The sequence below is a fragment of the Flavobacterium sp. genome, assembly GCF_027531905.1.
Classification (GTDB): Bacteria; Bacteroidota; Bacteroidia; order Flavobacteriales; family Flavobacteriaceae; genus Flavobacterium.
On sequence record NZ_JAPZSU010000009.1, the window covers coordinates 17426 to 40679 of the forward strand.

Consider the following 23254-nt stretch of genomic DNA (forward strand, 5'->3'; position numbering starts at 1 on the left):
TATTTTAGTCTAATTGGACTAGTTCGTTTTGTAGGGCATACACCACTAATCCAGCAATATTTCTTGAATTAGTTTTAAGGAGTAAATTGGTGCGATGACCTTCGGCAGTTCTTGGACTAATAAATAATTGCTCCCCTATTTCTGCGGCATTTTTTTGTTTACAAATCAATTTCAAAACTTCTATTTCGCGTTCTGAAAGTAAATTTCTGTCTAAACAACTCTTTAGTTTATTTCCAGAGAGCACTACATCTTTGATTACTTTGAGAACATAATCTGAATAATAAAATCCTTTAATAGCAACTTCATTAATTGTATGGATTAATTCAGTAGGTGATGCATTTTTCAACAAATAAGAAACCGCTCCTACATCAATCATATTAGCGACAAATGATTTTGAATCATAACTGGTTAGCGCAATAATTTTTATACTAGGAAATTCTTTATGAATAATTTTGGTAGCTTCTACCCCATTAATAACTGGCATTTTTAAATCGATCAGTACTATATCTGGTAATTCATTCGTACTTCTTAGAAAGTTAAGTAACTCTTGACCATTTGAGTCTTCGTGGAGAATTGTAAAATTAGGCTCTCTTTCTAATATGAAGGTCAATCCCTTTCTGAACAGTGCTTCATCGTCGACTAGAACAATTTTAATTTTTTTATCCATTTTTAAAAAATAAATTCAACGTTTACTCCTTTATTTACTTCTGATTGAAAAGACAGACTCCCTTTTAAAAAAGAAATTCTACTCTCAATATTTTTTAATCCTAAACCTTTTTTTTGTGCGCAATTGGCTTCATCAAAACCAATTCCATTATCTGTATATAAACATTTGACATAAGCACCATTGGAAACAAAACTAACGGTCATCTTTGTCGCTTTCCCGTGTCGCAAAGAATTATTTAACAACTCTTGCAAAATCCTAAAAACATGCAAATGTCTTCGTGTTTCAGTTTCATCGAATGTGACTTCATTATGATAAATCACTTCTACCCCTTTGGCAGAGCTAAACTCCATGCATAACTCTTCTACACCGGCATCTAATCCAAATTTTTCTAATACAGGTGGCAATAAGTCATGTGCTATTTTCCGTGAGTTTTCAAGTGCTTTACCTGTCAACGCAATCACATTGGATTTGATTCCCTCTAATTCTTGAATTGAAAGATTGGGTGTAGTTAACAAGTGAGCATTCAAAGCCACAACATTTAACTTTGAGCTAATATCATCGTGTAAATCTTGCGCAATACGTTTACGTTCTGTTTCTTGCGTTTCGATTACAGCTTTTAAAAGCTCTTTTTGATGCTCAATTTCGCTATCCTTTTTTTCAATTTCTTTTTGGATAATTTTTTTTCTAGAAAAGTAGAAGAATACAATTAGTACTACTGCCAAAATGATAAAGAAAAAGGAAGTGTACAGAATTACGAGCACAATTTCTTTTTCTGAAATGGCAGTACTTTCCATGTAATTAAGTGGTATTTAAAAAATAGAAACTATTCTATAACCAAAAATAGCTTTTTTTATTGAATAATCCTAAAATAAACTTAAAAAAACATCTTCTTTCTTGATTTATTTTTAAAGAAACTCACTTTCCATTCGTAAAAACAAATCCCTGTTGAATTATTGATTAAACAGGGATTTATATTCATTTACAATCAATTAGATTACTGATTAATTAAAACACCATTAGTACCATAAGGCGGACATGGTAGAGTTCCGTCATAAACATCTGTAGTGGTACTTTCCCCTTTACTAGTAAGTTGTCGTTTTATAGTATTATTTAAGTCCATACCCATAAAATAAGTAGTTACTTTACCTTTATCGTTAAGTCCTAAAAACAAACCTACATTGGCAACATCTCCTTTTCGAACGATTTCATTAATTATTTCAACTTCTATAATAAAACGTTGAATTCGCTTTCCATCGTACGAAGTAACTTCTTCTATGTCTTTAGCAGCATTCAACTTTTTATGCCATTCATTAATACCATTATAAGCAACTTGTGGCGAATATAAATGAGTTCTAAGCAAATCTGTTTTTACACCATTTTTATTGAAACTAGCAGTTTTAAATTGTTCTAATTTTTGAATATAAGAAGCATCTTTTAGTATCTCCGAATTAATAGCAATTAATTCGCTTCCTTTATCCGTTGTACCTAACATTTTGATGGTAATTGTACTTTCATCGTACCCCAAAACAAAGTGTACTTTTTTTACATTTGGAGTAGTAACCACCTTCAACACTTCATTTGTGGAAAACAAATAAGCGGCTACTTCTTTTTGTGAATCGGCAAATTTTGAATCTAAATTTGTGCCTAACCAATTTTCCTCTGGCGACTTTGTGGTTAAATCATTCTCCAGAGGAGCATCTTTTTGACACGAAGATCCGACTAAAATGATAGCTGCAAATAATAAATTAACAATGTTTTTTTTCATAAAATTAAATTTAAAGGTTTATAATTAACAAAATCAAGGACTTAAAATCAAAAAAAACTAGGCTTATCCTTTTTTTTAAACAAAAAACTGACTTTCCATTCGTATAAAATAAACAAATAATACAAAACCACTAAAATAGAATTAAATGTCCAAAGCATAAATTTCACTTCATTATTTAATTTAGCATTTATGTTGCCAACTACAAAAACCATTGTTGTGGCCAACAAATACATGAGTAGTCCAATAGTAACGTAATAATATTTTTTTTCTGAACTTAGCATATTATACAAATGAAAAATAGCAAACACAATGACACTCAAATTAGTAATCACTATAACGAACAAATTGTATTGAAAAAATTGTTCATAATCGAACCAACTCTGTATTCCTATACCAGTTAAAACCAAAGCTGTTGTGCTATAAATTATCCGTTTTTGCACTTTCATACAAGTTAAAGAACCATAAAAAAGCCCCATTAAAAACATCTGCCCAATAAAATACAAATTCATTAAAAATAAATTATTCTTATGCAAATGGTACAATGCTTCCATACTTAGTTGTATAATGGTTACAAAAAGCAAGAATATCAAAAAAAAGCCATTAACCTTTTCTTTTTTGAAAAAGCTAATGGCATATAAACTCAAATTTAGTACTAAAATACTATAAGATAAATATATTAAAAAAACATTCATTATTAAGTATTCATTGGACTATTAGGATCTCCATAAGGAGGACATGGTCGACTTGCATCGAAAACAACTGGCTCATCTCCTAAAGTTTTAGCTACTCCTGCATTTTCTGGAAAAACATCTTCATAAATTCCTGTTTTAGCATTCAACACTGTTCCTACCAACATCAAGGTTTCTTCGCCAGCTGTATTAATTCCTTTGTAGGCACGAACTGCATCTATTTTTTGATTCATTACCAATTGCAAGGATTCTAACGGGATCAAATAGGCGTCTATTTTTTTAGATTTAGCTGCTTCTTTGGGCGCTTTGTACTTTTTAACCCATTCTTGAGCTGTTGGTAAAGTGATTTCAATTTTTCCTGGAAATTTTTCTTCAGTCATGATAATATTAGTAAATTAGTTAATAATAGTTGATGCTAAGCTAGACATTTTTTTATTACAAAAACAAAAAATTAAGGAAGAAATCTCTTTCTAGATCATGACTTCCTGATTTATAAAACACTAAAAGGGAACATCGCTATCATCGTCGGCATCATTGTTAAACGTGCTACCAAAAGCTTCATTGGCTGAAGGCAAATTTCTAGTAAAATCCTCTTGATTCATACTCGAAGGTAAATCGTCATAGCCACTGCTGTAATCCTCTAAATTATCAAACTTACCTAAGCTTCCAACGAATTTTAATCGAACATTTTCCAGACCACCGTTTCTGTGCTTTGCGATGATGAATTCTGCTTGACCTGCGGTTGGTGACTGCTCATCATCATCCCATTCTTCAATTTTATAATACTCCGGACGATAGATAAACGATACAATATCCGCATCTTGCTCAATCGCACCCGATTCACGAAGATCCGAAAGCAAAGGTCGCTTACTAGAACCACGGGTTTCTACCGCACGCGATAATTGTGAAAGTGCAATAACTGGCACATTGAGTTCTTTTGCCAAAGCTTTTAGGTTTCGAGAGATGGTAGATATTTCTTGTTCACGGTTTCCACCTCCTTTTCCGTTTCCTCCGGCAGTCATCAGCTGCAAATAATCTACAATAATTAATTTAATCCCGTGTTGTGATGCTAAACGACGGCATTTGGCACGCAAATCAAAAATGGAAAGAGAGGGAGAATCATCAATAAACAAGGGTGCTTTCTCTAGATTTTTCACTTTGGTACTCAATTGTTCCCACTCGTGTTTTTCTAACTTTCCTGTACGTAACTTTTCAGAAGACAAACCAGTTTCGGAAGAGATCAAACGAGTAATCAGCTGTACCGAGGACATCTCCAACGAAAAAACAGCTACAGGTTTTTGAAAATCAATAGCTATATTTCTTGCCATCGATAATACAAAGGCTGTCTTACCCATACCAGGACGAGCTGCAATAATAATCAAATCAGAAGGTTGCCAACCCGAAGTAACTTTGTCAAGCTTTTCAAAACCAGTAGCCACTCCACTCAAACCTTCTTGGCCAGCGATTTCTTCGATACGTTTTTTGGCTTGAAGTACTAAACTTTGTGCGGTTTCCGAACTACGTTTTACGTTCCCTTGGGTCACCTCGTATAACTTGGATTCGGCTTTGTCTAACAAATCAAAAACATCGGTAGTTTCGTCATACGATTCTTCGATTATTTCAGAAGAAATCCTGATCAAACTTCTTTGAATATACTTTTGTAAAATAATTCTAGAGTGAAATTCGATATGCGCAGAGGAAGATATCTTTTGCGTTAACTGAATCAGGTAAAAATCGCCACCTGAAAGGTCTAATTTGGCATTCTTTCTTAGCTGGGCAGAAACTGTTAATAAGTCAATAGGTTGTGACTCGGTAAACAATTGAACAATAGCCTCAAAGATATGTTTGTGTGCTTCTTTGTAGAATGCATCGGGTTGTAAAATATCAATTACCTCATCTACCCCCTTTTTGTCAATCATCATAGCACCTAGTACAGCCTCTTCTAATTCTAGGACCTGTGGAGGTAACTTTCCTTTTTCTAGGTTAATAATAGTGGAGCGATCCACTTTGATTGGGCTTATTGATTTAAAATTTTCCATAGAACGAATTTAAAAAAAAATAGAAGGTTTATGCTATTGAGTTATTACATAAAAATGTTTATAACTAAAGTTTTTTTGTTGATAACCATAAAAAAAGTCCGAAACCAAACGGCTTCGGACTTCAAAATATTTTGTAGGAATTTATTCTTTAAAATGCCCCATTTTGCTGTATTTATCCATCCTTTGAGCGATTAATTCTGCTGTTGATAAGTCTTTCAACTCATTAAATCCTTTCAAAATATAATGTTCAACCGTTTTGAAAGTCGTTTCTCTATCATAATGTGCTCCACCAAGTGGTTCAGGAATGATATCATCGACTAATTTTTGCTTTTTCATATCGGCTGAAGTCAATTTTAACGCTTCTGCCGCTTGCTCTTTGTACTCCCAACTTTTCCATAAAATTGAAGAACATGATTCTGGCGAAATTACAGAATACCAAGTATTTTCGAGCATATACACGCGATCTCCTACTCCAATTCCTAAAGCTCCTCCAGAAGCTCCTTCCCCAACAATTACGGTAATGATAGGTACTTTTAAGCGTACCATTTCAAAAATATTTCTTGCAATTGCCTCTCCTTGTCCTCTTTCTTCAGCTTCTAAACCAGGATAAGCACCTGGAGTATCTACTAGAGTCAACACTGGAATACCAAATTTTTCAGCCATTTTCATCAAACGTAAAGCTTTTCTGTAGCCTTCTGGATTGGCCATACCAAAGTTTCGGTATTGACGGGTTTTGGTATTGTATCCTTTTTGTTGTCCTACAATCATAAAAGATTGCCCACCAATTTTCCCTAAACCACCAATCATGGCCTTATCATCTTTGAAACTACGATCTCCGTGCAATTCTAAAAATGTATCGCCACATAGTGCTTTAACATGATCTAAGGTATAAGGGCGATTGGGATGTCTGGATAACTGAACACGTTGCCAAGCAGTAAGATTTTTATAGATGCTTTTTTTTGTTTCTACCAACTTCTTGTTAATTTCTTTACAGGTCGGGGTAACATCAACATCTGATTCTTTTCCGATAATGACGCATTTTTCTAACTGCTCCTCTAATTCTTTGATGGGAAGTTCAAAATCTAAATATTCCATAGGACTTTTTGCGTTTGTATTATTTTGCAATTCTTAAGGTGTGCAAATGTAAAAATTTAATTTGTTTAAGCCTTACATTTTCCTGGATTGTATAGGAAAGCATAACGCTTATGTCTGAAATTTAAAATTTAGGCTGTTTAGGGTTTTTTATTTTTTTCAGCAGCTAATTCTCTTCTTGATTTGTATTTTTTTAGGTATTCACCTTTTGGAGTTCCATCATCAAAAGATCCAAATTTCACAATAAATCGAGTTCCTTTTCTAGCGGCTTCATTAGTAAAGTTTTCATATTCAATTCTATACAATGCAGAATACATTTCTGCACGCCCAACGCCGTGATAGCAATGAATAAGAACGGGATAATTTGATTTATCATCCATGATTTTAAAAAAAGCATCCAAATTTTGTTGCTTAGGAACCTGATCTGTACCAACATTAAAATAATTTGTATTTGGAATTTGTCTTACCGCTTTAATTTCATCAATGAGCTCTTGGGGATTTTCTGGATTATTAACTAAATCGTTTGTACCAGGAAATCTAAGGTCAATGATTGACTTTATTTTATATTTTTTCACATAACTTTCTATTTCATCTGGCGGAATTACACCTGATTTATAGACCTTTCCTTCGGTAATAGTTTCAAAATTATGATTAATATTCATATCATAGACATATTTTCCAACAGCTATGATTACGATAACAAGCAGGGAAAGGAATAGTATTTTTTTATTTTTATTCATTTTTATTTAGTAATTAAAATCTATTTGTAATACATCTTTTTTTCTACGATTCTATTCATATAATCTTGAATAAAAGCCTTGCAATTTAGCTCGATTTCATTCATTTCGGCATTTCTATTTTTAATTAAATTTGTTTTTAAAGCTTTATCATTTTTGTCATAAAAACCAATAGCCGTCTTACCGTCAAAGGTACAAATATAATTCCCCTTAGAAAACTGATAAATATTGCCTGTTGAATTAATAACAAAAGGTTCACTTGATTTTTTATCCAATAAACTTCTTCCCCAGCTTCTAAAAGGTTTAGGATATCCAATCATATCTAATATTGTTGGATAAATATCTATTTGTTGCGCCAAATCAGTATCTACTCCTACATATTTGCTGTTCGGTTTATAGATAATAATTGGAACTGCAAATCGGTTGATTGGTTTTTCATATTCCTCATAATAAATTTGATTGCAATGATCGGCCACAAGAACAAAAATAGTATTGGAAAACCAAGGCTCTTTTTTAGCTTCATTAAAGAAACGTTTTAAGGCAAAATCAGTATATTCAACACACTTGTGTATAGGAACATTACCTTCTGCAAAAGTCTTTTCGTATTTTTTGGGTATGATGTAAGGCTCATGAGACGAAACTGTAAAAATAGAAGCGAAAAAAGGAGTGCTTTTTTTATCTAAGGTTTTTTTCATAAATTGAAAAAAGGGTTCGTCCCAAATACCCCAAACTCCATCGAATTGTGAGTCATCATTAAATTCTGTTCTTCCATAATAATTATCTACTCCCAAAATATTTGAGAAACCAAGAAACCCCATGGATCCATTGGCAGCACCATGAAAAAAAGAAGTGTTGTAGCCCTGACTTTCAAGCGTAGAAACTAGAGATTCTATTTTTTGTTTGGGAAATGGAGATGAAGTGAAAGCTTCTTTAAATGAAGGTATTCCCGCCAAAACTGACGACATTCCATGAATTGATTGCCTACCATTGGCATAAGCATTAGTAAAAATTAAACTATGCTGAGATAGTGAATCTAAAAATGGAGCATGACTTTTGTAATTTGGTATTCCAGATTTTTTATTGAATGCACCAATATATTCACGTCCGTAGCTTTCTAGAATAAAAACCACAACATTGGGTTTTGTTTGGGGATTATTATGATATTGCTTTATAGGTTGTACTTTTTCTAAAATCAATTTTTCCGTAACATCTGGATAATTTGTTTTCAAAAAATAATTACTAAACATAGTCCTAATAATAGCGAAAGGAGTGTTTAAAACTATATCCGAATGCACAATATTTTTTACATGTCGGCTCGCATCCAAAATATTAATTGGCCGAGTCGATTTATTAAAATCACCTCCTCGAATTCCTCCTATAACAAGAAGTATTACAAGTAAAAAACTAAGTATTGAAAAAATAAAATATTTTGATCTCTCTAATGGAACAGTCTGTTTTATCCTAACCTTTTTATACAAATACACCCACAAAGCAGCCAACAAAACAAATAATAGGAAAACGTACCAATAACGAAGTGCAAAACTAAAAAAAAGCGTTGTTTTATTGGTCTCGTGTTCCAAAACATTTATAACAGCTATCGTAGTCCTTGAAAAAGTATATTTATAATAAATAAAATCTACAAAATTCGTGGCATAAGCAATCAAATTGGTTGAAAAATAGAGGTAAAAAATAAATTTTTGATAGCTCGGATTCGTATTTTTAATCATCGGTACAATAGAAAACACTATAAACAAAAGATTTACATACAAAATTGCTGTAGTATCAAATGCTAAACCATAGTAGCATAAATCCAAAAAATCCAAAAAAGAATCTTGTTTTAATAGATCACTATTAAATGAATAGAAAAGTATTCTAGCAATAAAATAAAAAAAATAGGCCAACAAAATTCGATAGAGCAATACTTTATACTCGTTTATACGTAAGTGTTTATACATAGCATCAATGAAAATTAATAAAAAAAATAATTGCAAATATATTGCATTTTATGGTTTGAAAAACATGAATAACAATTCAGTTATTCCCAAAATCTACATCAGAATTCGTAGTGCTATTGAATTACTCAAAAAAACAAGAGATTATGGGCTATTTTTTAAAAAAAGCAACAACGTTCGGCACACAGCTACACAAAATATAAAATAATGAGCTAATATTTTAGTATTTATAATAAAAAAAGGAGTAAGCTATTGGTTTTAAAAAAAAATTATGCTGCAGTTGAATTCTAATGCCAAATCTGAATTTATATCGATTTTGCAACGCTTTCAGTTATCAAAACTAATCCTGAATCAATTTTATTCTTTCCTATTTTTGAATAAATAATTACTATTAACCCAATAAACTATTTTAAACAAAGACCCACTTGGTAGGCTTTCAATCTGAAAAAAACTCATTTTTCAAAAAAAGAGATTTAGAAGTTTTTTTTGTATTAATTTTAATAATACATTTTTATTTTATGAATAAAATTAAAAAAAATATATATTTTTGAAAAAAAAAAAAATAAAAAAACACAAAAATGCCTGGATTTGAATGGTTTTCAATTGAAGAAAAAAAGCAAGTAAATGATGTACTTGAGTCTGGAGTTTTGATGCGTTATAATTTTGATGGAGCTAGAAATGGCCATTGGAAAGCATTAGAATTGGAAAGTGAAATTTCAAAAAAACTGAATGTAAAGCATACACACTTATGTTCAAGCGGTACTGCAGCCTTACAAATAGGTTTAGCAGCTTTGGGTATTGGTAGTGGTGACGAGGTCATCATGCCTACATTTACATTTGTTGCAACTTTTGAAGCTATTTTGTCAGTGGGAGCAATACCCGTACTTGCAGATATAGATCAAAGCTTGTCATTAAATGTTGAAAATATTAAAAAAGCTATTACCCCAAAAACCAAAGCGGTTATGCTGGTTCACATGTGTGGTGCTATGGGAGAAGTTGAAAAAATAGCTGAATATTGCAAAGCCAATAATTTGTTTTTGGTAGAAGATGCTTGTCAATCTATAGGAGCTACCTTTCAAGGTAAAGCACTTGGTACATTTGGAGATGTAGGTACTTATTCTTTAGACTATGTAAAAACAATAACTTGCGGAGAAGGAGGTGCTGTTTTTACAAATAATTCAAAAACACATGAGATAATTCAGGCTTTTACAGACCATGGACATGACCATATTGGGAACGATAGAGGAGCAGAAAATCATCCATACATAGGATTTAATTTCAGAATTTCAGAACTTAATGCTGCAGTAGGAGTTGCGCAAATAGCTAAGCTTGATAAAATTTTGGAGACTCAAAGAAAACATAAAAAACAAATTAAGGAAGCATTTGGAAACTTTCCTCAAATAAGTTTTAGAAACATTGGAGATACAGAAGGCGAAAACGCATCTTTTTTAACCATATTTACACCTGATCAAGATACCGCTCAAAAACTGGTTGAAGCACTTAAAAAAGAAGAATTGGATGCTTATTTTTATTGGTATATAAACAATTGGCACTACTATAAAAAATGGGATCATTTAAAAGGTTTAAAATCACCATTTTCTTATAGTAATGAAATAAAAAATGGATTTACTACTTGGACAGATTCGGGTTTTCCAATATCTGATCAAATAATGTGCAGAACAATTTCTTTTTTAATAAAACTAAATTGGTCAGAGGAAGAGATAGAAAACAGAAAGTCTAAAATCATTCAATCGTTAAAAGCCGTATTTAATTAATATAATCAATAAATGAAAATAGTTTGTTTAATACCCGCAAGATTAGAATCAACAAGATTACCTGGAAAAATGTTGAAAAAAATAGGCGAATATCCAGTAATAGTTCAAACTTATTTGGCAGCAAAAAAACTAAATTTATTTGATGATATTTGGGTGGTAACAGAAAACAAAGAAATAGGCAAAGCGATAGAAGATTTAAATGGAAAAGTTTTTTATAGTACCAAGCCGCACAATTCTGGATCGGATAGAATTGCTGAGGCTGCAGAAGCTATAGAAGCTGATGTTATAGTAAATGTGCAAGGAGACACTCCTTTGATTTATAAAGAATCAATGATAAAACTTTTAGATTGTTTTAGAAATAACTCCACAAGACGAGTAGATTTAGCATCTTTAATGACCAAATTAGATGAAACAGAAAATGCAAATGACTCCAATATTGTAAAAGTAGTTGTAGATAATAACGATTTTGCACTTTATTTTTCTCGATCACCTATTCCATTTAGTAAAAACAATGAAGTTGATATAAATTATTATAAACACATTGGCGTTTACGTATTTAGAAAAGAAGCACTTTTAAATTTTTATAACTCACCTCAAACCCCTTTAGAAAAAGTAGAATCAATTGAATGTTTACGATATCTTGAAATTGGTAAAAAGATAAAAATGGTTTATACCGATGAATTTACTCTTGAAATAGATACGAATAAGGATTTAGTAAACGCGATAACTTATTTTAAAAATAATTAAACCTAATATGACAAATTACAGAAATTTCCCAATGGTTCCTAGAATAATTTATGGAAGAGAATCAATTTCACAGCTTGATACTATTATTTCAGCAAAAAGAACTGATGATGGAAAAATGGTTTTTTTAGTAGATTATTTTTTTGAAAATAACACAGAATTTCTTAAACAAATTCCAATTAAAGCGAATGATATTTTAGAATTTATAGATGTAACTCATGAACCAAAAACTTCTTATGTAGATGAGATAAGAGATACTCTTGTGAAAAAAGGAACTATTGATGGAGTAATTGGCATAGGTGGTGGCAGTGTTCTTGACATGGCCAAAGCAGTTGCACTAATGATCACTAATGAAGGATCTTCTAGCGATTACCAAGGATGGGATCTTATTAAAAATGCCGGCGTTTATCACGTTGGTATTCCTACTCTTTCTGGAACAGGTGCTGAAGTAAGCAGAACAGCGGTACTTACAGGACCGACCAAAAAACTGGGCCTTAATTCAGATTTCACTCCCTTTGACCAAGTTGTTTTAGACCCTAATTTGATTAAAGACGTCCCTGTAAATCAAAGATTTTACACCGCCATGGATTGTTATATACATTGCATAGAATCTCTTACGGGGCATTTTTTAAATGCATTTAGCAGAAGTTATGGCGAAAAAGCTTTGGAACTTTGCCAAGACATCTATCTTAAAAAAGATGTTTGGGACAATGATTCTGATGAAAAATTGATGATGGCATCGTGGCATGGTGGTATGAGTATTGCCTATTCTCAAGTAGGAATTGCTCATGCACTGTCTTACGGGCTTTCTTTTATGTTAGGCACAAAACACGGAATTGGAAACTGTATCGTATTTGATCATTTAGAAGAATACTATCCTGAAGGAGTAAGAGAATTTAAAGAAATGGTAAAAAAGCATGCTATTGATCTACCAAAAGGGATAACAAAAGGTCTTACTGAAGAACAATGGGAAACAATGATTAACGTAGCGTACGGCATGGAACCTCTTTGGCAAAATGCTTTAGGTCCTGATTGGAAAAATAGTATGACAAAAGAAAAAATAAGAGCTTTATATGAGAAAATGTGATTTTTTGGATTCAAGACTTTAAAATATTTTTTTTGGGGTTTGATTGTAAGTCTAAATAATTTATTTGCAGCAAATTTTTACAGTACAATTTAAACTAAGAAACCTTATCCTTATAATGTTTAAAAACCCCATTTAAAATTACTGTAACCACTATTATGAATGCCCCAATATAAAATTCTGTACTCATTTTTTCTTTTCCTCCAATGATAAAATAAGCCAAGATGATACCATAAACAGGTTCTAAATTTGTGGTTAGCATAACGGTATATGGTGATAAACGACGCATTACTTTTACCGAAGCCGTAAAAGCATAAGCGGTACAAATGGAAGATAAAAGCAAAATTAGCGCCCAGTTTTTTGGCGTTAAAACAAAAAAATCTGCCGAAAAAGAACCATTGCAAACAAAGTAAATGGTAATAAATACAAAACCAGCCAAAAATTCATAAAAAGCGATTACCGAAGGCTCATGGTGTTCAATTAATTTTCCGTTGAATAATGTAAACACAACTCCTAAAATAATGGAGATCAAAGCCAAAAGCATTCCGTGTAAGTAATTGATTTCTACATGAAGAATCAATGCTAATCCCGCTATGATTACCAATCCGAAAAACACTTCATACCACAATACTTTTCGTCCGTAAAAGATAGGTTCCAAAATAGAAGCAATAAAAGCACCTAAAGAAAAAACAGACAGAGTGATAGAAACAGTAGCCACCTTAATAGATTCAAAAAAGGTAATCCAATGCAGCGCAATAAGCAATCCAACAAAAACTAGTTTTAACACTGCACTAAAAGAAACCTGGAAAGGAATCTTCTTCAACAAGAGGAAACACCCTAAAAAAATCGCCGCAAATAACATGCGATACCACACCAAAAAATCAGCATCAATAGTAATTAAAGCACCCAAAATGGCTGTAAATCCCCAAATAAAAACAATCAAATGAAGATTAAGGTAACTCTTTAAATTATCGTTTGGCATTACGTAATAAATAAATGGCTAATATTCCGAAAAAGATATTGGGCAACCACACCGCTAAAAGTGGCGAGAAAGAAGACATTTCTGCTATAGTGCTAAAGATTTTATCAAAAAAAACAAATGCAAATGCGATCGCAATTCCAATGGCAAGATTCGTTCCCATCCCTCCTCTTCGCTTCATGGCAGAAACCGAAACTGCAATTATTGTTAGTATAAATGCCGAAACGGGAACACTGTATTTTTTATATAAAACTACTAAATAGACATTGATATTTGAAGAACCCCTCTTGCGTTCTTTCTCGATAAAGGCATTGAGTTCCGTAAGACTAAGGGTTTCTGCAATATATACCAAAGGCGTTAAATCTTCTAAATCAAAAGCAAAACGAAATTTTTTTTCAGGAGCTTTCTCAATTTTATCACCCATTGCACCAACGGTTCGTTTGGTATAATCATAAAGCGTATAGGTGCTGTCTTCGGGATTCCATTTGATTCTACTTGCAGTCATTTTAGACATCAATTGTTCTTTCTCGAACTTCTCTAGCGAAAAATTAAAAGCCATTTTGTTTTCTGGGTTAAAACTATTCACATAAATGAATTCATGGTCATTGATTTGTCGATACACATCGGTATTGTCACCATGCATGGCCTCTTTCCCTCCTCCTTTTAGATAGGTGTACCTAAAATTATTGAACTCCTCACTGGCGGAAGGCACGAGAAAAAATCCCATCAACAACACCAAAATAGAAACAATTGAAGCACCAATAATATACGGTCGTAAAAATCGACCAAACGAAATCCCTGAACCCAAAATAGCAATAATCTCAGTATTATTGGCCAATTTGGAAGTAAACCAAATAATAGATAAGAATAAAAATATGGGAAACAGTGAATTGGCAAAATAGATAGTAAAATTGTAGTAATAAAATGCAATGTCTAGAAAAGGGATCTTATTCTCTAACATTTTATCAATTTTCTCTGAAACATCAATTACAATTCCAATCGGAACAAACAACAATAACATTACACCAAAAGTAGCCAAGTAGCGCTTCAAAATGTATTTGTCAATTATGGTCAGCTTCATTTCTTAAAGTTAGAGGTTAGAGGTTAGAAATTAGAGGTTAGAAATTGTATGTCTCACAAAGACTTCTAATCTCTAACATCTAATTTCCTGTTTTTTTTACAATCTTTGGCTCATGTTTTTGACCATCATTTCTTTCCAAGGTCTAAAATCGCCCGCTAAGATATGTTTTCTAGCTTCACGAACCAACCACATATAAAACCCTAAATTATGAATAGTAGCAATTTGCTTTCCAAGCATTTCATTAGAAGCAAACAAATGACGTAAATAGGCTTTGGTATAAAAAGTATCTACATAAGTAATTCCCATTTCATCAATTGGCGAAAAATCAGCTTCCCATTTTTTATTTTTAATATTGATTGCCCCATTAGCGGTAAACAACATGCCGTTTCTAGCGTTACGAGTAGGCATCACGCAATCAAACATATCAATTCCTAAAGCTATGTTTTCCAAAATATTAATTGGCGTTCCCACTCCCATCAAATAACGGGGTTTGTCTTCCGGTAAGATTTCGCAAACCACCTCTGTCATGGCATACATTTCTTCGGCTGGTTCACCAACAGAAAGCCCACCAATCGCGTTTCCTTGTTGTCCCGCATTGGCAATGTATTCTGCCGATTGGCGACGCAAATCTTTATAAGTACTCCCTTGTACAATAGGGAAAAACGTTTGCTCATATCCATATTTGTAAGGCACTTTTTCTAAATGATTGATGCAACGATTCAACCAACGGTGCGTCATGTGCATAGAACGCTGTGCATAACGATAATCACAAGGATAAGGCGTACATTCATCAAAAGCCATGATAATATCTGCTCCAATCGTGCGCTGAATTTCCATTACATTTTCAGGCGTAAAAAAATGATAGGAACCATCAATATGCGACTTGAACTTTACTCCTTCTTCTTTAATTTTACGATTGGCCGATAAAGAATACACTTGATATCCTCCAGAATCGGTCAAAATATTGCGATCCCAATTCATGAATTTGTGCAAACCTCCTGCTTTTTCCAAAATATCGGTTTGTGGACGCAAATACAAATGGTAGGTATTTCCTAAAATAATATCCGGATTAATATCGTCTTTCAATTCGCGTTGATGTACTCCTTTTACCGTTCCAGCGGTACCCACAGGCATAAAAATAGGGGTTTCAATCACCCCATGATCAGTGGTGATACTTCCAGCTCTTGCTTTAGATTGTGGATCTTTTTGTAATAAATCAAATTTCATGGCTCTCTTTTTTCAGAGTGCAAAGATAATTTATTTAAGATTTACGAATTGCTATTTACGATTTTATTTAACACGAACGAATTGCTGATGCATATAGGCAAGTCAACAGCAAGGACAGGCAACTGTTCGGACAAGTCACGACCTGTCCCGACAGTGTAACAATTGTTACACAAAAAACCATTTTATACCTTTACTTTTGCCTTAGTCAAACAAAAAAAACAAAATTGAATTCTTATGACAGTAGAACATTTCATTAAAGAAAAACGCGGTACCATTGTAGACGTAAGAACCAGAGAGGAATTTATGGGCGGACATGTTGCTACTTCTATCAATATTCCGCTAAATGAAATTCCGGAACGTATGGAAGAAATCAAATCTTTGGCTAGCCCGCTAATATTATGTTGCGCTTCTGGTGGTCGCAGCGGTCAAGCCGAATATTATCTTTCACAGCAAGGTATAGAATGCCTAAATGGCGGTTCATGGTTAAACGTGAATTTTCATCAATCCCTTCAAAACAAAATCGATTAATATGTTTACTTTTTTAAAACGTCTTTTTGGCCTTGGTCATGCCATTAATTACAAATCATTACTTCAACAAGGAGCCATAATCGTAGATGTACGCAGCAAAGTGAATTCCAGGGAGGTCACATTCAAGGTTCCCTTAATATTCCTGTTGATGTATTACGTCAAAATTTAAACCAATTAAAAAATAAAAACCAAGTCATTATTACTTGCTGTGCCTCAGGCATGCGAAGTGCCTCTGCCAAAAGCATCTTAAAAGCAAGTGGCTACACCGAAGTGTACAATGGTGGTGGCTGGAGTAGTCTGAAAAGCAAATTGTAAACCTTTAAATTTATGAGTTTGTAGTTGATGGTTTATAGTTTGCGGCTCATTAACCTAAAACATAGCTAGACAAACGCTACAGAACAAGGCTGCTCTTGACTTTACATTTCATCAACACATGACTTTAATTAATTTAAGATTGGCTCTCGCTGGTCTTTTCTACTATTATTCCTACGTCTTTTTGAAAAATGAAAGCCCACTTATCATTCTCTAGAAATTGCTTCCAAAATCATTGGTCTTCCCGAAAATAAAATTTACTTTTGCAGCAGTTTAACTTTTACAAACAAAATGAAGCCTAACACACAACAATTAAACGATTTAACTATCCAAGTTAGAAGAGATATTCTTCGTATGGTACACGCTGTTAATTCTGGACACCCAGGTGGTTCTCTAGGATGTACAGAATTTCTAGTTACTCTTTATCAATATTTAATGGATCGCAAAGAAGGATTTGATATGGACGGTATTGGAGAAGATGTTTTCTTCTTGTCTAATGGTCATATTTCTCCAGTATTCTATAGCGTATTGGCTAGAAGTGGTTATTTTCCTGTAGCAGAACTGGCTACGTTCCGATTATTAAATTCTCGTTTACAAGGACACCCAACTACTCACGAAGGTTTACCGGGTGTTAGAATGGCTTCTGGGTCTTTAGGACAAGGATTATCTGTTGCTTTGGGTGCTGCTCAAGCAAAAAAATTAAATGGAGACGCACATATCGTTTATACTTTACACGGAGACGGCGAATTGCAAGAAGGACAAAACTGGGAAGCCATTATGTATGCTTCTGCTAAAAATGTAGACAACCTTATTGCAACTGTTGACGTAAACGGAAAACAAATTGATGGTACTACTGACGAAGTATTGAACATGGGCAGCTTGAAAGCAAAATTTGAAGCTTTTGACTGGGAAGTTCTTGAAATCAAAGAAGGAAATAACATCGATGCAATTATTGCTGGAATGACTGAAGCTAAGGCTAAAACTGGAAAAGGAAAACCTGTTTGTGTTTTGTTGTATACTGAAATGGGTAATGGTGTGGATTTTATGATGCATACGCATGCTTGGCACGGAAAAGCTCCAAATGACGCTCAATTAGAAAATGGTCTAGCACAAAATAGTTCAACTTTAGCAGATTATTAAGATGAAATTAATTTTCACCTCTCTTTTTTTTGTTTTATTTATTAATCATCAGACAGTAAAAAAAACATATCTCTTCGATTATTTTTTAGAGTATGAAGAAAAAAAAACAGGGGATAAATTTTTTATTCTAATAAATTCTAAAGACCCTAGTTATTACTATTGGGGATACAATAACTATTTTGAAAAAAGAATTGGATTTATACATGACGACAACAGCGATTCGAGTTATAAAATTGCTTATAAGAACCACAACAATTCAGTTCAATTTACATACTTAGAGTCTATAAAAGTGAAGAAAAGCAACTATGTAAATCCATATGTAATACAAAGCAATACAGACAAAAAGGATAGCTTAAATACCAACCTCACTGCTTTTGCTTATTATAAAAAAATAAGAAAAAAACATTCGAGAAAAATTGAAGCCACATTTGAAAATTGTGAACTTAAAATGCCTTTTGAAATATTTAATCATCTTACGCATGGCACTTTTACTGACAAACCTATAGCGATACCAAAAGGTATTTTAATTTACTTTTCTGTAGATTATACAAATGGAGTAATTCTTAAATACTCCATGACAAACAAAAAAAACATCAAAACACAACTAAACATACCTCAATAAATGAAAAAATATACAAATACAGGTAGTAAAGATACTCGTTCAGGTTTTGGAGCGGGAATGACTGAATTGGGTCAGAAGAACGAGAATGTAGTAGCACTTTGTGCGGATTTAATTGGGTCATTGAAATTTGATGATTTCAAAAAAAATCACCCAGAGCGTTTTTTCCAAATCGGAATTGCAGAAGCTAATATGATTGGAATCGCAGCTGGATTAACTATTGGAGGAAAAATTCCATTTACAGGAACATTTGCTAACTTTTCTACAGGTCGTGTTTACGATCAAATTCGTCAATCGGTAGCTTACTCTGATAAAAATGTAAAAATTTGTGCCTCACACGCAGGATTAACGCTTGGAGAAGACGGAGCTACACACCAAATCCTAGAAGATATTGGATTAATGAAAATGTTACCAGGCATGACGGTAATCAACACTTGTGATTACAACCAAACCAAAGCAGCCACTATTGCCTTGGCAGATCACCATGGTCCTGCTTACTTGCGTTTTGGTCGTCCTGTGGTGCCTAACTTTATGCCAGCAGACGAGCCATTCGTAATAGGAAAAGCTATTTTATTGAACGAAGGAACAGATGTTACGATTGTTGCCACAGGTCACTTAGTTTGGGAAGCCTTAATCGCTGCTGAAGCATTGGAAGCCAAAGGAATTTCTGCCGAAGTAATCAACATCCACACCATCAAACCTTTGGATGAAGAAGCTATTTTGAAATCGGTTGCCAAAACTAAATGTGTGGTAACAGCTGAAGAACATAACATCTTAGGAGGTTTAGGCGAAAGTGTTTCTAGAGTTTTAGCTTTAAACACTCCTGCTCCGCAAGAATTCGTAGCGGTAAATGATAGTTTTGGAGAATCTGGAACACCAGAACAATTAATGGAAAAATACCAATTGAATCATCAAGCGATCGAAGCTGCTGTTGAGCGCGTATTAGCTAGAAAATAATATTTAGTACTTTTATATTAATCCCGTCAAGTAATACTTGGCGGGATTTTTTTGTCTGACATTTTGCAAAAATCATTACTTCTAAATTAGGGTTCTACCCACAACTGTGTGGGTAAACACACAAGCAAAAAACAACCATATAATATGTAAGGTCATATAAGAATTGAGAAAATGTACCATTACCTATTTATAAATGTAGGGATAGCAAGGTTTTTGTAAGAAATTAGAGCAGTATGTTTATCAAACTTATATGACCTTAAATGCCTTAAATGGTTCAAAAATAGAAGTTGCTTGTGTTAGATAACACTATTTAAAAATAAGTTGAGTCCAAAAAAAACCGCTCCAAATTTAGGAACGGTTAAAAATATTTAAAGTGATTGGTTTAATCATGACATTTTGGATCCAAGTGTCTTTTCTTACCGTTACCTCCAGAACACAAAGGAATATTTGCAAAATCATAGTATTTGATCACTCCGTTAGCATCTTTATAAGAACGCTCTAATTTGGTAGTGTAGTTATCTCCATCATCATCTACATCTATAAAATCAGGTACTCCGTCACCATCTGTATCATCTGGATTAACAGTAGGTTTGGTAGGATACAAAGTAGTATTGGTAAAACTATACATATAACCATCGCCATCCAAATCTTCTAAATAAGAAGCAATACCATCACCATCTTGGTCATTACGTTGAATTTCATATAATTTAAAATTAAAAACTAGCGGGGAATAGGAAGGAATCGTTCCTTTACCACTATTATAATACGCTAAGCCCGAAGGAATAAACACCACTCCAGCTCCAAAATTTTTATAAGATATTGTCCCATCTGAATTGGAAACATAGGTGCCTTTTTTGAACAAAGGAAATATTTCAGACCATCCTTTTATTACCCCTGTTAATTGAAAAAATTGTTGTGGATTACTTAATCTTTCAAATTCAGTTACAGTAAGTGTAGTTACACCATCTTTAGTTACTTGTTGTAAATAATCTCCTTTATAAGCCGCAAACACAGCATCAACATTACACGGAGACTCACCAACACCCTGATTCAAAGCTAAATAATACAACTTATACTTTACTCCGTGCAAGTCCACCTCTCTGAATTTAAGCGGATAAGTCGTTTGCTCCCAAACCGACTTTTGAGTTCCTCCTGTAGGTATTTTAGAAATCTTAATATCGAAGTCTGTAGTAACTTCCTCAATATAATAAGTTTTCAAGTATTCTTCAATGTCTTTGATGTCAGTAGCATATTGTACACTATATTCTCTTGGTGGCGCTAACTCCGCCTCTTTGTCTTTGGAACATGAAAATAATGCCAAGGATAGCATTGATAAAATAAAATAAAACTTAATTTTGTTCATTAGTACTAATTTTTGAGTGCGCAAGATACAATTTAGATTGATTTTGATAAACTATTTAACTTTGATTTTTGAAAATTTATGCGAATAGATAAATATTTATGGTGCGTTCGTTATTACAAAACCAGAAATATGGTTACCGAGGCTTGTAAAAAAAACCAAGTAACCGTAAATGGTCAAGTTGCCAAAGCCTCGAAAGAAGTTTTTCCAACTGACAAAATTACCTTTCGCAAAGATCAAATTACCCAAATCATCACGGTTTTAAACATCCCAGAAAGTCGTGTAGGCACGAAATTAGTCGACATGTATCGCCGCAATGACACTCCTGCAGAAGTCTATCAACATTTAGAATTATTAAAACTTTCAAAAGAACATTATCGAAAAAATGGAACGGGTCGTCCTACCAAAAAAGATCGCCGCGACATTGATGAGTTTGGCAATGTCATCATAGAAGATCAAGATGAAGATTCTCATTTGTAAAGAGCCAAACTTCTAAAAAAATCATCTCAAATTCAAACTCAAATTATTCCTTTTGTACCTTTCAAAATAAAAAACCATGAGCCAAAATATCATTTTAACCCATCAAGAAATAGAACACAAAATCAAACGAATTGCCTACCAAATCTACGAAACCTTTGTAGACGAAGAAGAAATTGTACTGGCTGGTATTACCAAAAACGGTTTTGTGTTTGCTCAAAAAATCGCGGCTGCTTTGGCCTTGATTGCTCCTATTAAAGTTTCGCTTTGCGAAGTCGAACTCAACAAACACCAACCTGATTTAGCTATTCGCACTTCTTTGGCCAAAGAAAACTACACCAACAAAGGCTTGGTTTTAGTAGATGATGTGTTAAATTCTGGAACGACATTAATTTATGCCGTTCGTCATTTTTTAGAAGTTCCCTTAAAAAAATTCAAAACAGCGGTACTCATTGACAGAAATCACAAAAAATATCCTGTCAAAGCAGATTTTAAAGGAATTTCATTATCAACTTCCCTGTTTGAACACGTGCAAGTCGTTTTTGAAGAGGCGGGGAATAGTTATGCTTATTTAAGTTAACAACGCCACGATACTTTCTACCGTTTCCGCTACTGTTTTATCATCAACAGTAACCTTATATTGTGCTTGATTGTAATAATAACTTCTATCGAATAAATGTTTGGCAATAAACTCATTTAATTCTGTATCGTTTAAATTGGCAATTAAAGGCCGTTTGCTCTTGTTTCTAGATAATCTTTCGAACAAAGTAGTAACCGAAGCCTTCAAATAAATAGAGACCACATCAGGACGTTGTAATAACTCATGATTATTCGCATAACAAGGAGTGCCTCCACCAAGCCCAAGAATTATAGTTTCCTTTTGTTCCAAAAGCGAAACAAAAGCTTCATGCTCGAGTTTACGAAAATAGATCTCTCCGTGTTTTTCAAAGAGTTCTTTGATGGTCAAATTGGCTTTTTCTTCTATATATTGATCTAAATCCAAAAAAGGAATAGTGGTTTTCTCAGACAGTTTATGAGCAATAGTCGACTTACCGCAGCCCATATACCCTAATAATATAATTTTTTTCATGGTAATAAAACCTTACTAATTAAGGCATTGTAACTTTTTGATTAAAAAAGACAAATTTATAATAAAATTGCTTTGAAACTTGAAAAAAAAGTACGTATATTTGCACCCGCATTCAAGAAACGAAATGACTCGATAGCTCAGTCGGTAGAGCACATCACTTTTAATGATGGGGTCCTGGGTTCGAGCCCCAGTCGGGTCACAAATACTGTGAACTACGCATTAGTTTCTTGAATGATTGACTCGATAGCTCAGTCGGTAGAGCACATCACTTTTAATGATGGGGTCCTGGGTTCGAGCCCCAGTCGGGTCACAAAGGTTATTCGCTACAGCGAATGACCTTTTTTTATTTGACGGCCATGTGGAGAAACGGTAGACTCGCCATCTTGAGGGGGTGGTGCTCGCAAGGGCGTGAGGGTTCAAATCCCTCCATGGTCACAAAAAAAAGGGATAAAGATATTTTTCTTTGTCCCTTTTTCTATTGATTAAAGATTAAGTTTAAAATCTGCAACAGATCAAGTTCAACTTATTCAAAAAAAAAAAAAAAGAAACAAACTCTAACTACCCAATAAAAAAAAAATCCCTTCTGAAATTCAGAAAGGATTTTGTCGGGATGGCAGTGTTTATTCCATTTAACGGAAATTCGAACCTGCGACCTTCCCGATTACCATCGGGACGCGATAACCGCTAATTACTTTATTAACAACTGAACCTTAACTTTACTCTTCCAACTTTTTATTTCTTTTTCTCTTCTAATAGCCTCACTCTTTTCTGAAAATTTCTCAGAATAAAATAACTCCCAATCCTTAATTCTTACTGTAAAACCATTATGATTACTCAAATGACGTCTTAGTCGTTCATCAATACTCATAGAAGTATAACCAACATAAAACTTGTCAGCTGATTTTGAATATAATATGTAAACTGTAAATTCCATATATAC

24 protein-coding genes, 3 tRNA genes and 1 pseudogene are annotated in these 23254 nt (G+C 33.4%); 13 read left to right on the forward strand and 15 right to left on the reverse strand.

Annotated features, from left to right (window positions below):
* Window positions 1–4: 4 nt before the first annotated feature.
* The 9 genes from O9307_RS02925 to O9307_RS02965 all read right to left on the reverse strand — a co-directional run bounded on the left by O9307_RS02925 (window position 5) and on the right by O9307_RS02965 (window position 8944).
* Entirely contained in the window at window positions 5–667 is a 663-nt protein-coding gene (locus tag O9307_RS02925; protein ID WP_298295165.1) for a response regulator transcription factor, read from the reverse strand.
* A 2-nt stretch (window positions 668–669) separates the two neighbouring features.
* Window positions 670–1461, reverse strand: coding sequence for an ATP-binding protein (locus O9307_RS02930; RefSeq protein ID WP_298295167.1), 792 nt, complete (start codon window positions 1459–1461; stop codon window positions 670–672).
* A 200-nt stretch (window positions 1462–1661) separates the two neighbouring features.
* A complete protein-coding gene (locus O9307_RS02935; RefSeq protein WP_298295169.1) occupies window positions 1662–2432 on the reverse strand; it encodes a hypothetical protein in 771 nt (256 codons plus the stop codon).
* A 47-nt stretch (window positions 2433–2479) separates the two neighbouring features.
* Window positions 2480–2983 carry a hypothetical protein gene (locus O9307_RS02940; protein ID WP_298295171.1) on the reverse strand — a complete coding sequence of 168 codons (504 nt, stop codon included), beginning with the start codon at window positions 2981–2983 and terminating at the stop codon, window positions 2480–2482.
* A gap of 143 nt (window positions 2984–3126) precedes the next feature.
* Window positions 3127–3501, reverse strand: a complete 375-nt coding sequence (locus O9307_RS02945) for a hypothetical protein (RefSeq protein ID WP_298295173.1) — start codon at window positions 3499–3501, stop codon at window positions 3127–3129.
* A 120-nt stretch (window positions 3502–3621) separates the two neighbouring features.
* The gene (dnaB, locus tag O9307_RS02950) at window positions 3622–5160 is read right to left on the reverse strand and encodes a replicative DNA helicase (protein ID WP_064714393.1); all 1539 of its coding nucleotides are present in this window, start codon (window positions 5158–5160) and stop codon (window positions 3622–3624) included.
* 141 nt (window positions 5161–5301) lie between these two features.
* Window positions 5302–6255 carry an acetyl-CoA carboxylase carboxyltransferase subunit alpha gene (locus O9307_RS02955; protein ID WP_298295177.1) on the reverse strand — a complete coding sequence of 318 codons (954 nt, stop codon included), beginning with the start codon at window positions 6253–6255 and terminating at the stop codon, window positions 5302–5304.
* Window positions 6256–6392: 137 nt separating this feature from the next.
* Entirely contained in the window at window positions 6393–6992 is a 600-nt protein-coding gene (locus tag O9307_RS02960; protein ID WP_298295179.1) for a dual specificity protein phosphatase family protein, read from the reverse strand.
* Between the two features lie 20 nt (window positions 6993–7012).
* A complete protein-coding gene (locus tag O9307_RS02965) occupies window positions 7013–8944 on the reverse strand; it encodes an alkaline phosphatase family protein (RefSeq protein ID WP_298295181.1) in 1932 nt (643 codons plus the stop codon).
* 575 nt (window positions 8945–9519) lie between these two features.
* Between O9307_RS02965 and O9307_RS02970 the strand changes: the two genes are divergently transcribed.
* Genes O9307_RS02970 through O9307_RS02980 form a run of 3 tightly spaced genes read left to right on the forward strand, consistent with a single transcriptional unit; the run spans window position 9520 to window position 12547 of the window.
* Complete coding sequence (locus O9307_RS02970; RefSeq protein ID WP_298295183.1) at window positions 9520–10716, forward strand: DegT/DnrJ/EryC1/StrS family aminotransferase; 1197 nt, start codon at window positions 9520–9522, stop codon at window positions 10714–10716.
* Window positions 10717–10728: 12 nt separating this feature from the next.
* Window positions 10729–11463, forward strand: coding sequence for a 3-deoxy-manno-octulosonate cytidylyltransferase (gene kdsB, locus O9307_RS02975; protein WP_298295184.1), 735 nt, complete (start codon window positions 10729–10731; stop codon window positions 11461–11463).
* A 7-nt stretch (window positions 11464–11470) separates the two neighbouring features.
* Entirely contained in the window at window positions 11471–12547 is a 1077-nt protein-coding gene (locus tag O9307_RS02980; protein WP_298295186.1) for an iron-containing alcohol dehydrogenase family protein, read from the forward strand.
* A gap of 94 nt (window positions 12548–12641) precedes the next feature.
* Here the strand turns inward: O9307_RS02980 and O9307_RS02985 are convergent, their stop codons facing one another.
* The 3 genes from O9307_RS02985 to tgt form a co-directional block, all read right to left on the reverse strand.
* Window positions 12642–13526 carry a DMT family transporter gene (locus tag O9307_RS02985; protein ID WP_298295188.1) on the reverse strand — a complete coding sequence of 295 codons (885 nt, stop codon included), beginning with the start codon at window positions 13524–13526 and terminating at the stop codon, window positions 12642–12644.
* A complete protein-coding gene (locus O9307_RS02990) occupies window positions 13513–14604 on the reverse strand; it encodes an LptF/LptG family permease (RefSeq protein ID WP_298295190.1) in 1092 nt (363 codons plus the stop codon). Before O9307_RS02990 ends, O9307_RS02985 begins: the two co-directional genes overlap by 14 nt.
* Window positions 14605–14700: 96 nt before the next feature.
* A complete protein-coding gene (gene tgt, locus O9307_RS02995; RefSeq protein ID WP_298295192.1) occupies window positions 14701–15831 on the reverse strand; it encodes a tRNA guanosine(34) transglycosylase Tgt in 1131 nt (376 codons plus the stop codon).
* Between the two features lie 234 nt (window positions 15832–16065).
* Between tgt and O9307_RS03000 the strand changes: the two genes are divergently transcribed.
* The 5 genes and pseudogenes from O9307_RS03000 (at window position 16066) to O9307_RS03020 (ending at window position 19387) form a co-directional block, all read left to right on the forward strand.
* Window positions 16066–16359, forward strand: a complete 294-nt coding sequence (locus tag O9307_RS03000; RefSeq protein WP_298295194.1) for a rhodanese-like domain-containing protein — start codon at window positions 16066–16068, stop codon at window positions 16357–16359.
* 1 nt (window position 16360) lies between these two features.
* A pseudogene (locus tag O9307_RS03005) lies at window positions 16361–16674 on the forward strand (rhodanese-like domain-containing protein).
* A gap of 288 nt (window positions 16675–16962) precedes the next feature.
* Window positions 16963–17811 carry a transketolase gene (locus O9307_RS03010; RefSeq protein WP_298295196.1) on the forward strand — a complete coding sequence of 283 codons (849 nt, stop codon included), beginning with the start codon at window positions 16963–16965 and terminating at the stop codon, window positions 17809–17811.
* A 1-nt stretch (window position 17812) separates the two neighbouring features.
* A complete protein-coding gene (locus O9307_RS03015) occupies window positions 17813–18433 on the forward strand; it encodes a hypothetical protein (protein WP_298295197.1) in 621 nt (206 codons plus the stop codon).
* Window positions 18434–19387 carry a transketolase C-terminal domain-containing protein gene (locus tag O9307_RS03020; protein WP_159682438.1) on the forward strand — a complete coding sequence of 318 codons (954 nt, stop codon included), beginning with the start codon at window positions 18434–18436 and terminating at the stop codon, window positions 19385–19387.
* Between the two features lie 382 nt (window positions 19388–19769).
* On the opposite strand, the gene O9307_RS03025 is transcribed toward O9307_RS03020, so the two are convergent.
* On the reverse strand, window positions 19770–20750 hold the full coding sequence (locus tag O9307_RS03025; RefSeq protein WP_298295203.1) for an FKBP-type peptidylprolyl isomerase: 981 nt from the start codon (window positions 20748–20750) through the stop codon (window positions 19770–19772).
* A 78-nt stretch (window positions 20751–20828) separates the two neighbouring features.
* On the opposite strand from O9307_RS03025, the gene O9307_RS03030 reads away from it, so the two are divergent.
* Both O9307_RS03030 and O9307_RS03035 read left to right on the forward strand, forming a co-directional pair.
* On the forward strand, window positions 20829–21227 hold the full coding sequence (locus O9307_RS03030; RefSeq protein ID WP_298295205.1) for a S4 domain-containing protein: 399 nt from the start codon (window positions 20829–20831) through the stop codon (window positions 21225–21227).
* Between the two features lie 76 nt (window positions 21228–21303).
* Complete coding sequence (locus O9307_RS03035; protein WP_298295207.1) at window positions 21304–21804, forward strand: phosphoribosyltransferase domain-containing protein; 501 nt, start codon at window positions 21304–21306, stop codon at window positions 21802–21804.
* Here the strand turns inward: O9307_RS03035 and O9307_RS03040 are convergent.
* A complete protein-coding gene (locus tag O9307_RS03040) occupies window positions 21796–22314 on the reverse strand; it encodes a shikimate kinase (RefSeq protein ID WP_298295209.1) in 519 nt (172 codons plus the stop codon). The two genes, O9307_RS03035 and O9307_RS03040, sit on opposite strands and share 9 nt — an antisense overlap.
* Window positions 22315–22440: 126 nt before the next feature.
* On the opposite strand from O9307_RS03040, the gene O9307_RS03045 reads away from it, so the two are divergent.
* The 3 genes from O9307_RS03045 (at window position 22441) to O9307_RS03055 (ending at window position 22749) form a co-directional block, all read left to right on the forward strand.
* Window positions 22441–22513, forward strand: a tRNA-Lys gene (locus O9307_RS03045).
* A 38-nt stretch (window positions 22514–22551) separates the two neighbouring features.
* Window positions 22552–22624 (forward strand) — tRNA-Lys (locus O9307_RS03050).
* A 42-nt stretch (window positions 22625–22666) separates the two neighbouring features.
* Window positions 22667–22749, forward strand: a tRNA-Leu gene (locus O9307_RS03055).
* Between the two features lie 253 nt (window positions 22750–23002).
* Here the strand turns inward: O9307_RS03055 and O9307_RS03060 are convergent.
* Window positions 23003–23248, reverse strand: coding sequence for a GIY-YIG nuclease family protein (locus O9307_RS03060; protein ID WP_298295211.1), 246 nt, complete (start codon window positions 23246–23248; stop codon window positions 23003–23005).
* Window positions 23249–23254 lie beyond the last annotated feature (6 nt).

What these genes read in the sequence shown, in the direction of transcription:
- O9307_RS02925 (WP_298295165.1), bottom strand. Translation starts at nt 667, where the DNA reads ATGGATAAAAAAATTAAAATTGTTCTAGTCGACGATGAAGCACTGTTC.
- O9307_RS02930 (WP_298295167.1), bottom strand. Translation starts at nt 1,461, where the DNA reads ATGGAAAGTACTGCCATTTCAGAAAAAGAAATTGTGCTCGTAATTCTG.
- O9307_RS02935 (WP_298295169.1), bottom strand. Translation starts at nt 2,432, where the DNA reads ATGAAAAAAAACATTGTTAATTTATTATTTGCAGCTATCATTTTAGTC.
- O9307_RS02940 (WP_298295171.1), bottom strand. Translation starts at nt 2,983, where the DNA reads ATGGAAGCATTGTACCATTTGCATAAGAATAATTTATTTTTAATGAAT.
- O9307_RS02945 (WP_298295173.1), bottom strand. Translation starts at nt 3,501, where the DNA reads ATGACTGAAGAAAAATTTCCAGGAAAAATTGAAATCACTTTACCAACA.
- dnaB (WP_064714393.1), bottom strand. Translation starts at nt 5,160, where the DNA reads ATGGAAAATTTTAAATCAATAAGCCCAATCAAAGTGGATCGCTCCACT.
- O9307_RS02955 (WP_298295177.1), bottom strand. Translation starts at nt 6,255, where the DNA reads ATGGAATATTTAGATTTTGAACTTCCCATCAAAGAATTAGAGGAGCAG.
- O9307_RS02960 (WP_298295179.1), bottom strand. Translation starts at nt 6,992, where the DNA reads ATGAATAAAAATAAAAAAATACTATTCCTTTCCCTGCTTGTTATCGTA.
- O9307_RS02965 (WP_298295181.1), bottom strand. Translation starts at nt 8,944, where the DNA reads ATGTATAAACACTTACGTATAAACGAGTATAAAGTATTGCTCTATCGA.
- O9307_RS02970 (WP_298295183.1), top strand. Translation starts at nt 9,520, where the DNA reads ATGCCTGGATTTGAATGGTTTTCAATTGAAGAAAAAAAGCAAGTAAAT.
- kdsB (WP_298295184.1), top strand. Translation starts at nt 10,729, where the DNA reads ATGAAAATAGTTTGTTTAATACCCGCAAGATTAGAATCAACAAGATTA.
- O9307_RS02980 (WP_298295186.1), top strand. Translation starts at nt 11,471, where the DNA reads ATGACAAATTACAGAAATTTCCCAATGGTTCCTAGAATAATTTATGGA.
- O9307_RS02985 (WP_298295188.1), bottom strand. Translation starts at nt 13,526, where the DNA reads ATGCCAAACGATAATTTAAAGAGTTACCTTAATCTTCATTTGATTGTT.
- O9307_RS02990 (WP_298295190.1), bottom strand. Translation starts at nt 14,604, where the DNA reads ATGAAGCTGACCATAATTGACAAATACATTTTGAAGCGCTACTTGGCT.
- tgt (WP_298295192.1), bottom strand. Translation starts at nt 15,831, where the DNA reads ATGAAATTTGATTTATTACAAAAAGATCCACAATCTAAAGCAAGAGCT.
- O9307_RS03000 (WP_298295194.1), top strand. Translation starts at nt 16,066, where the DNA reads ATGACAGTAGAACATTTCATTAAAGAAAAACGCGGTACCATTGTAGAC.
- O9307_RS03010 (WP_298295196.1), top strand. Translation starts at nt 16,963, where the DNA reads ATGAAGCCTAACACACAACAATTAAACGATTTAACTATCCAAGTTAGA.
- O9307_RS03015 (WP_298295197.1), top strand. Translation starts at nt 17,813, where the DNA reads ATGAAATTAATTTTCACCTCTCTTTTTTTTGTTTTATTTATTAATCAT.
- O9307_RS03020 (WP_159682438.1), top strand. Translation starts at nt 18,434, where the DNA reads ATGAAAAAATATACAAATACAGGTAGTAAAGATACTCGTTCAGGTTTT.
- O9307_RS03025 (WP_298295203.1), bottom strand. Translation starts at nt 20,750, where the DNA reads ATGAACAAAATTAAGTTTTATTTTATTTTATCAATGCTATCCTTGGCA.
- O9307_RS03030 (WP_298295205.1), top strand. Translation starts at nt 20,829, where the DNA reads ATGCGAATAGATAAATATTTATGGTGCGTTCGTTATTACAAAACCAGA.
- O9307_RS03035 (WP_298295207.1), top strand. Translation starts at nt 21,304, where the DNA reads ATGAGCCAAAATATCATTTTAACCCATCAAGAAATAGAACACAAAATC.
- O9307_RS03040 (WP_298295209.1), bottom strand. Translation starts at nt 22,314, where the DNA reads ATGAAAAAAATTATATTATTAGGGTATATGGGCTGCGGTAAGTCGACT.
- O9307_RS03060 (WP_298295211.1), bottom strand. Translation starts at nt 23,248, where the DNA reads ATGGAATTTACAGTTTACATATTATATTCAAAATCAGCTGACAAGTTT.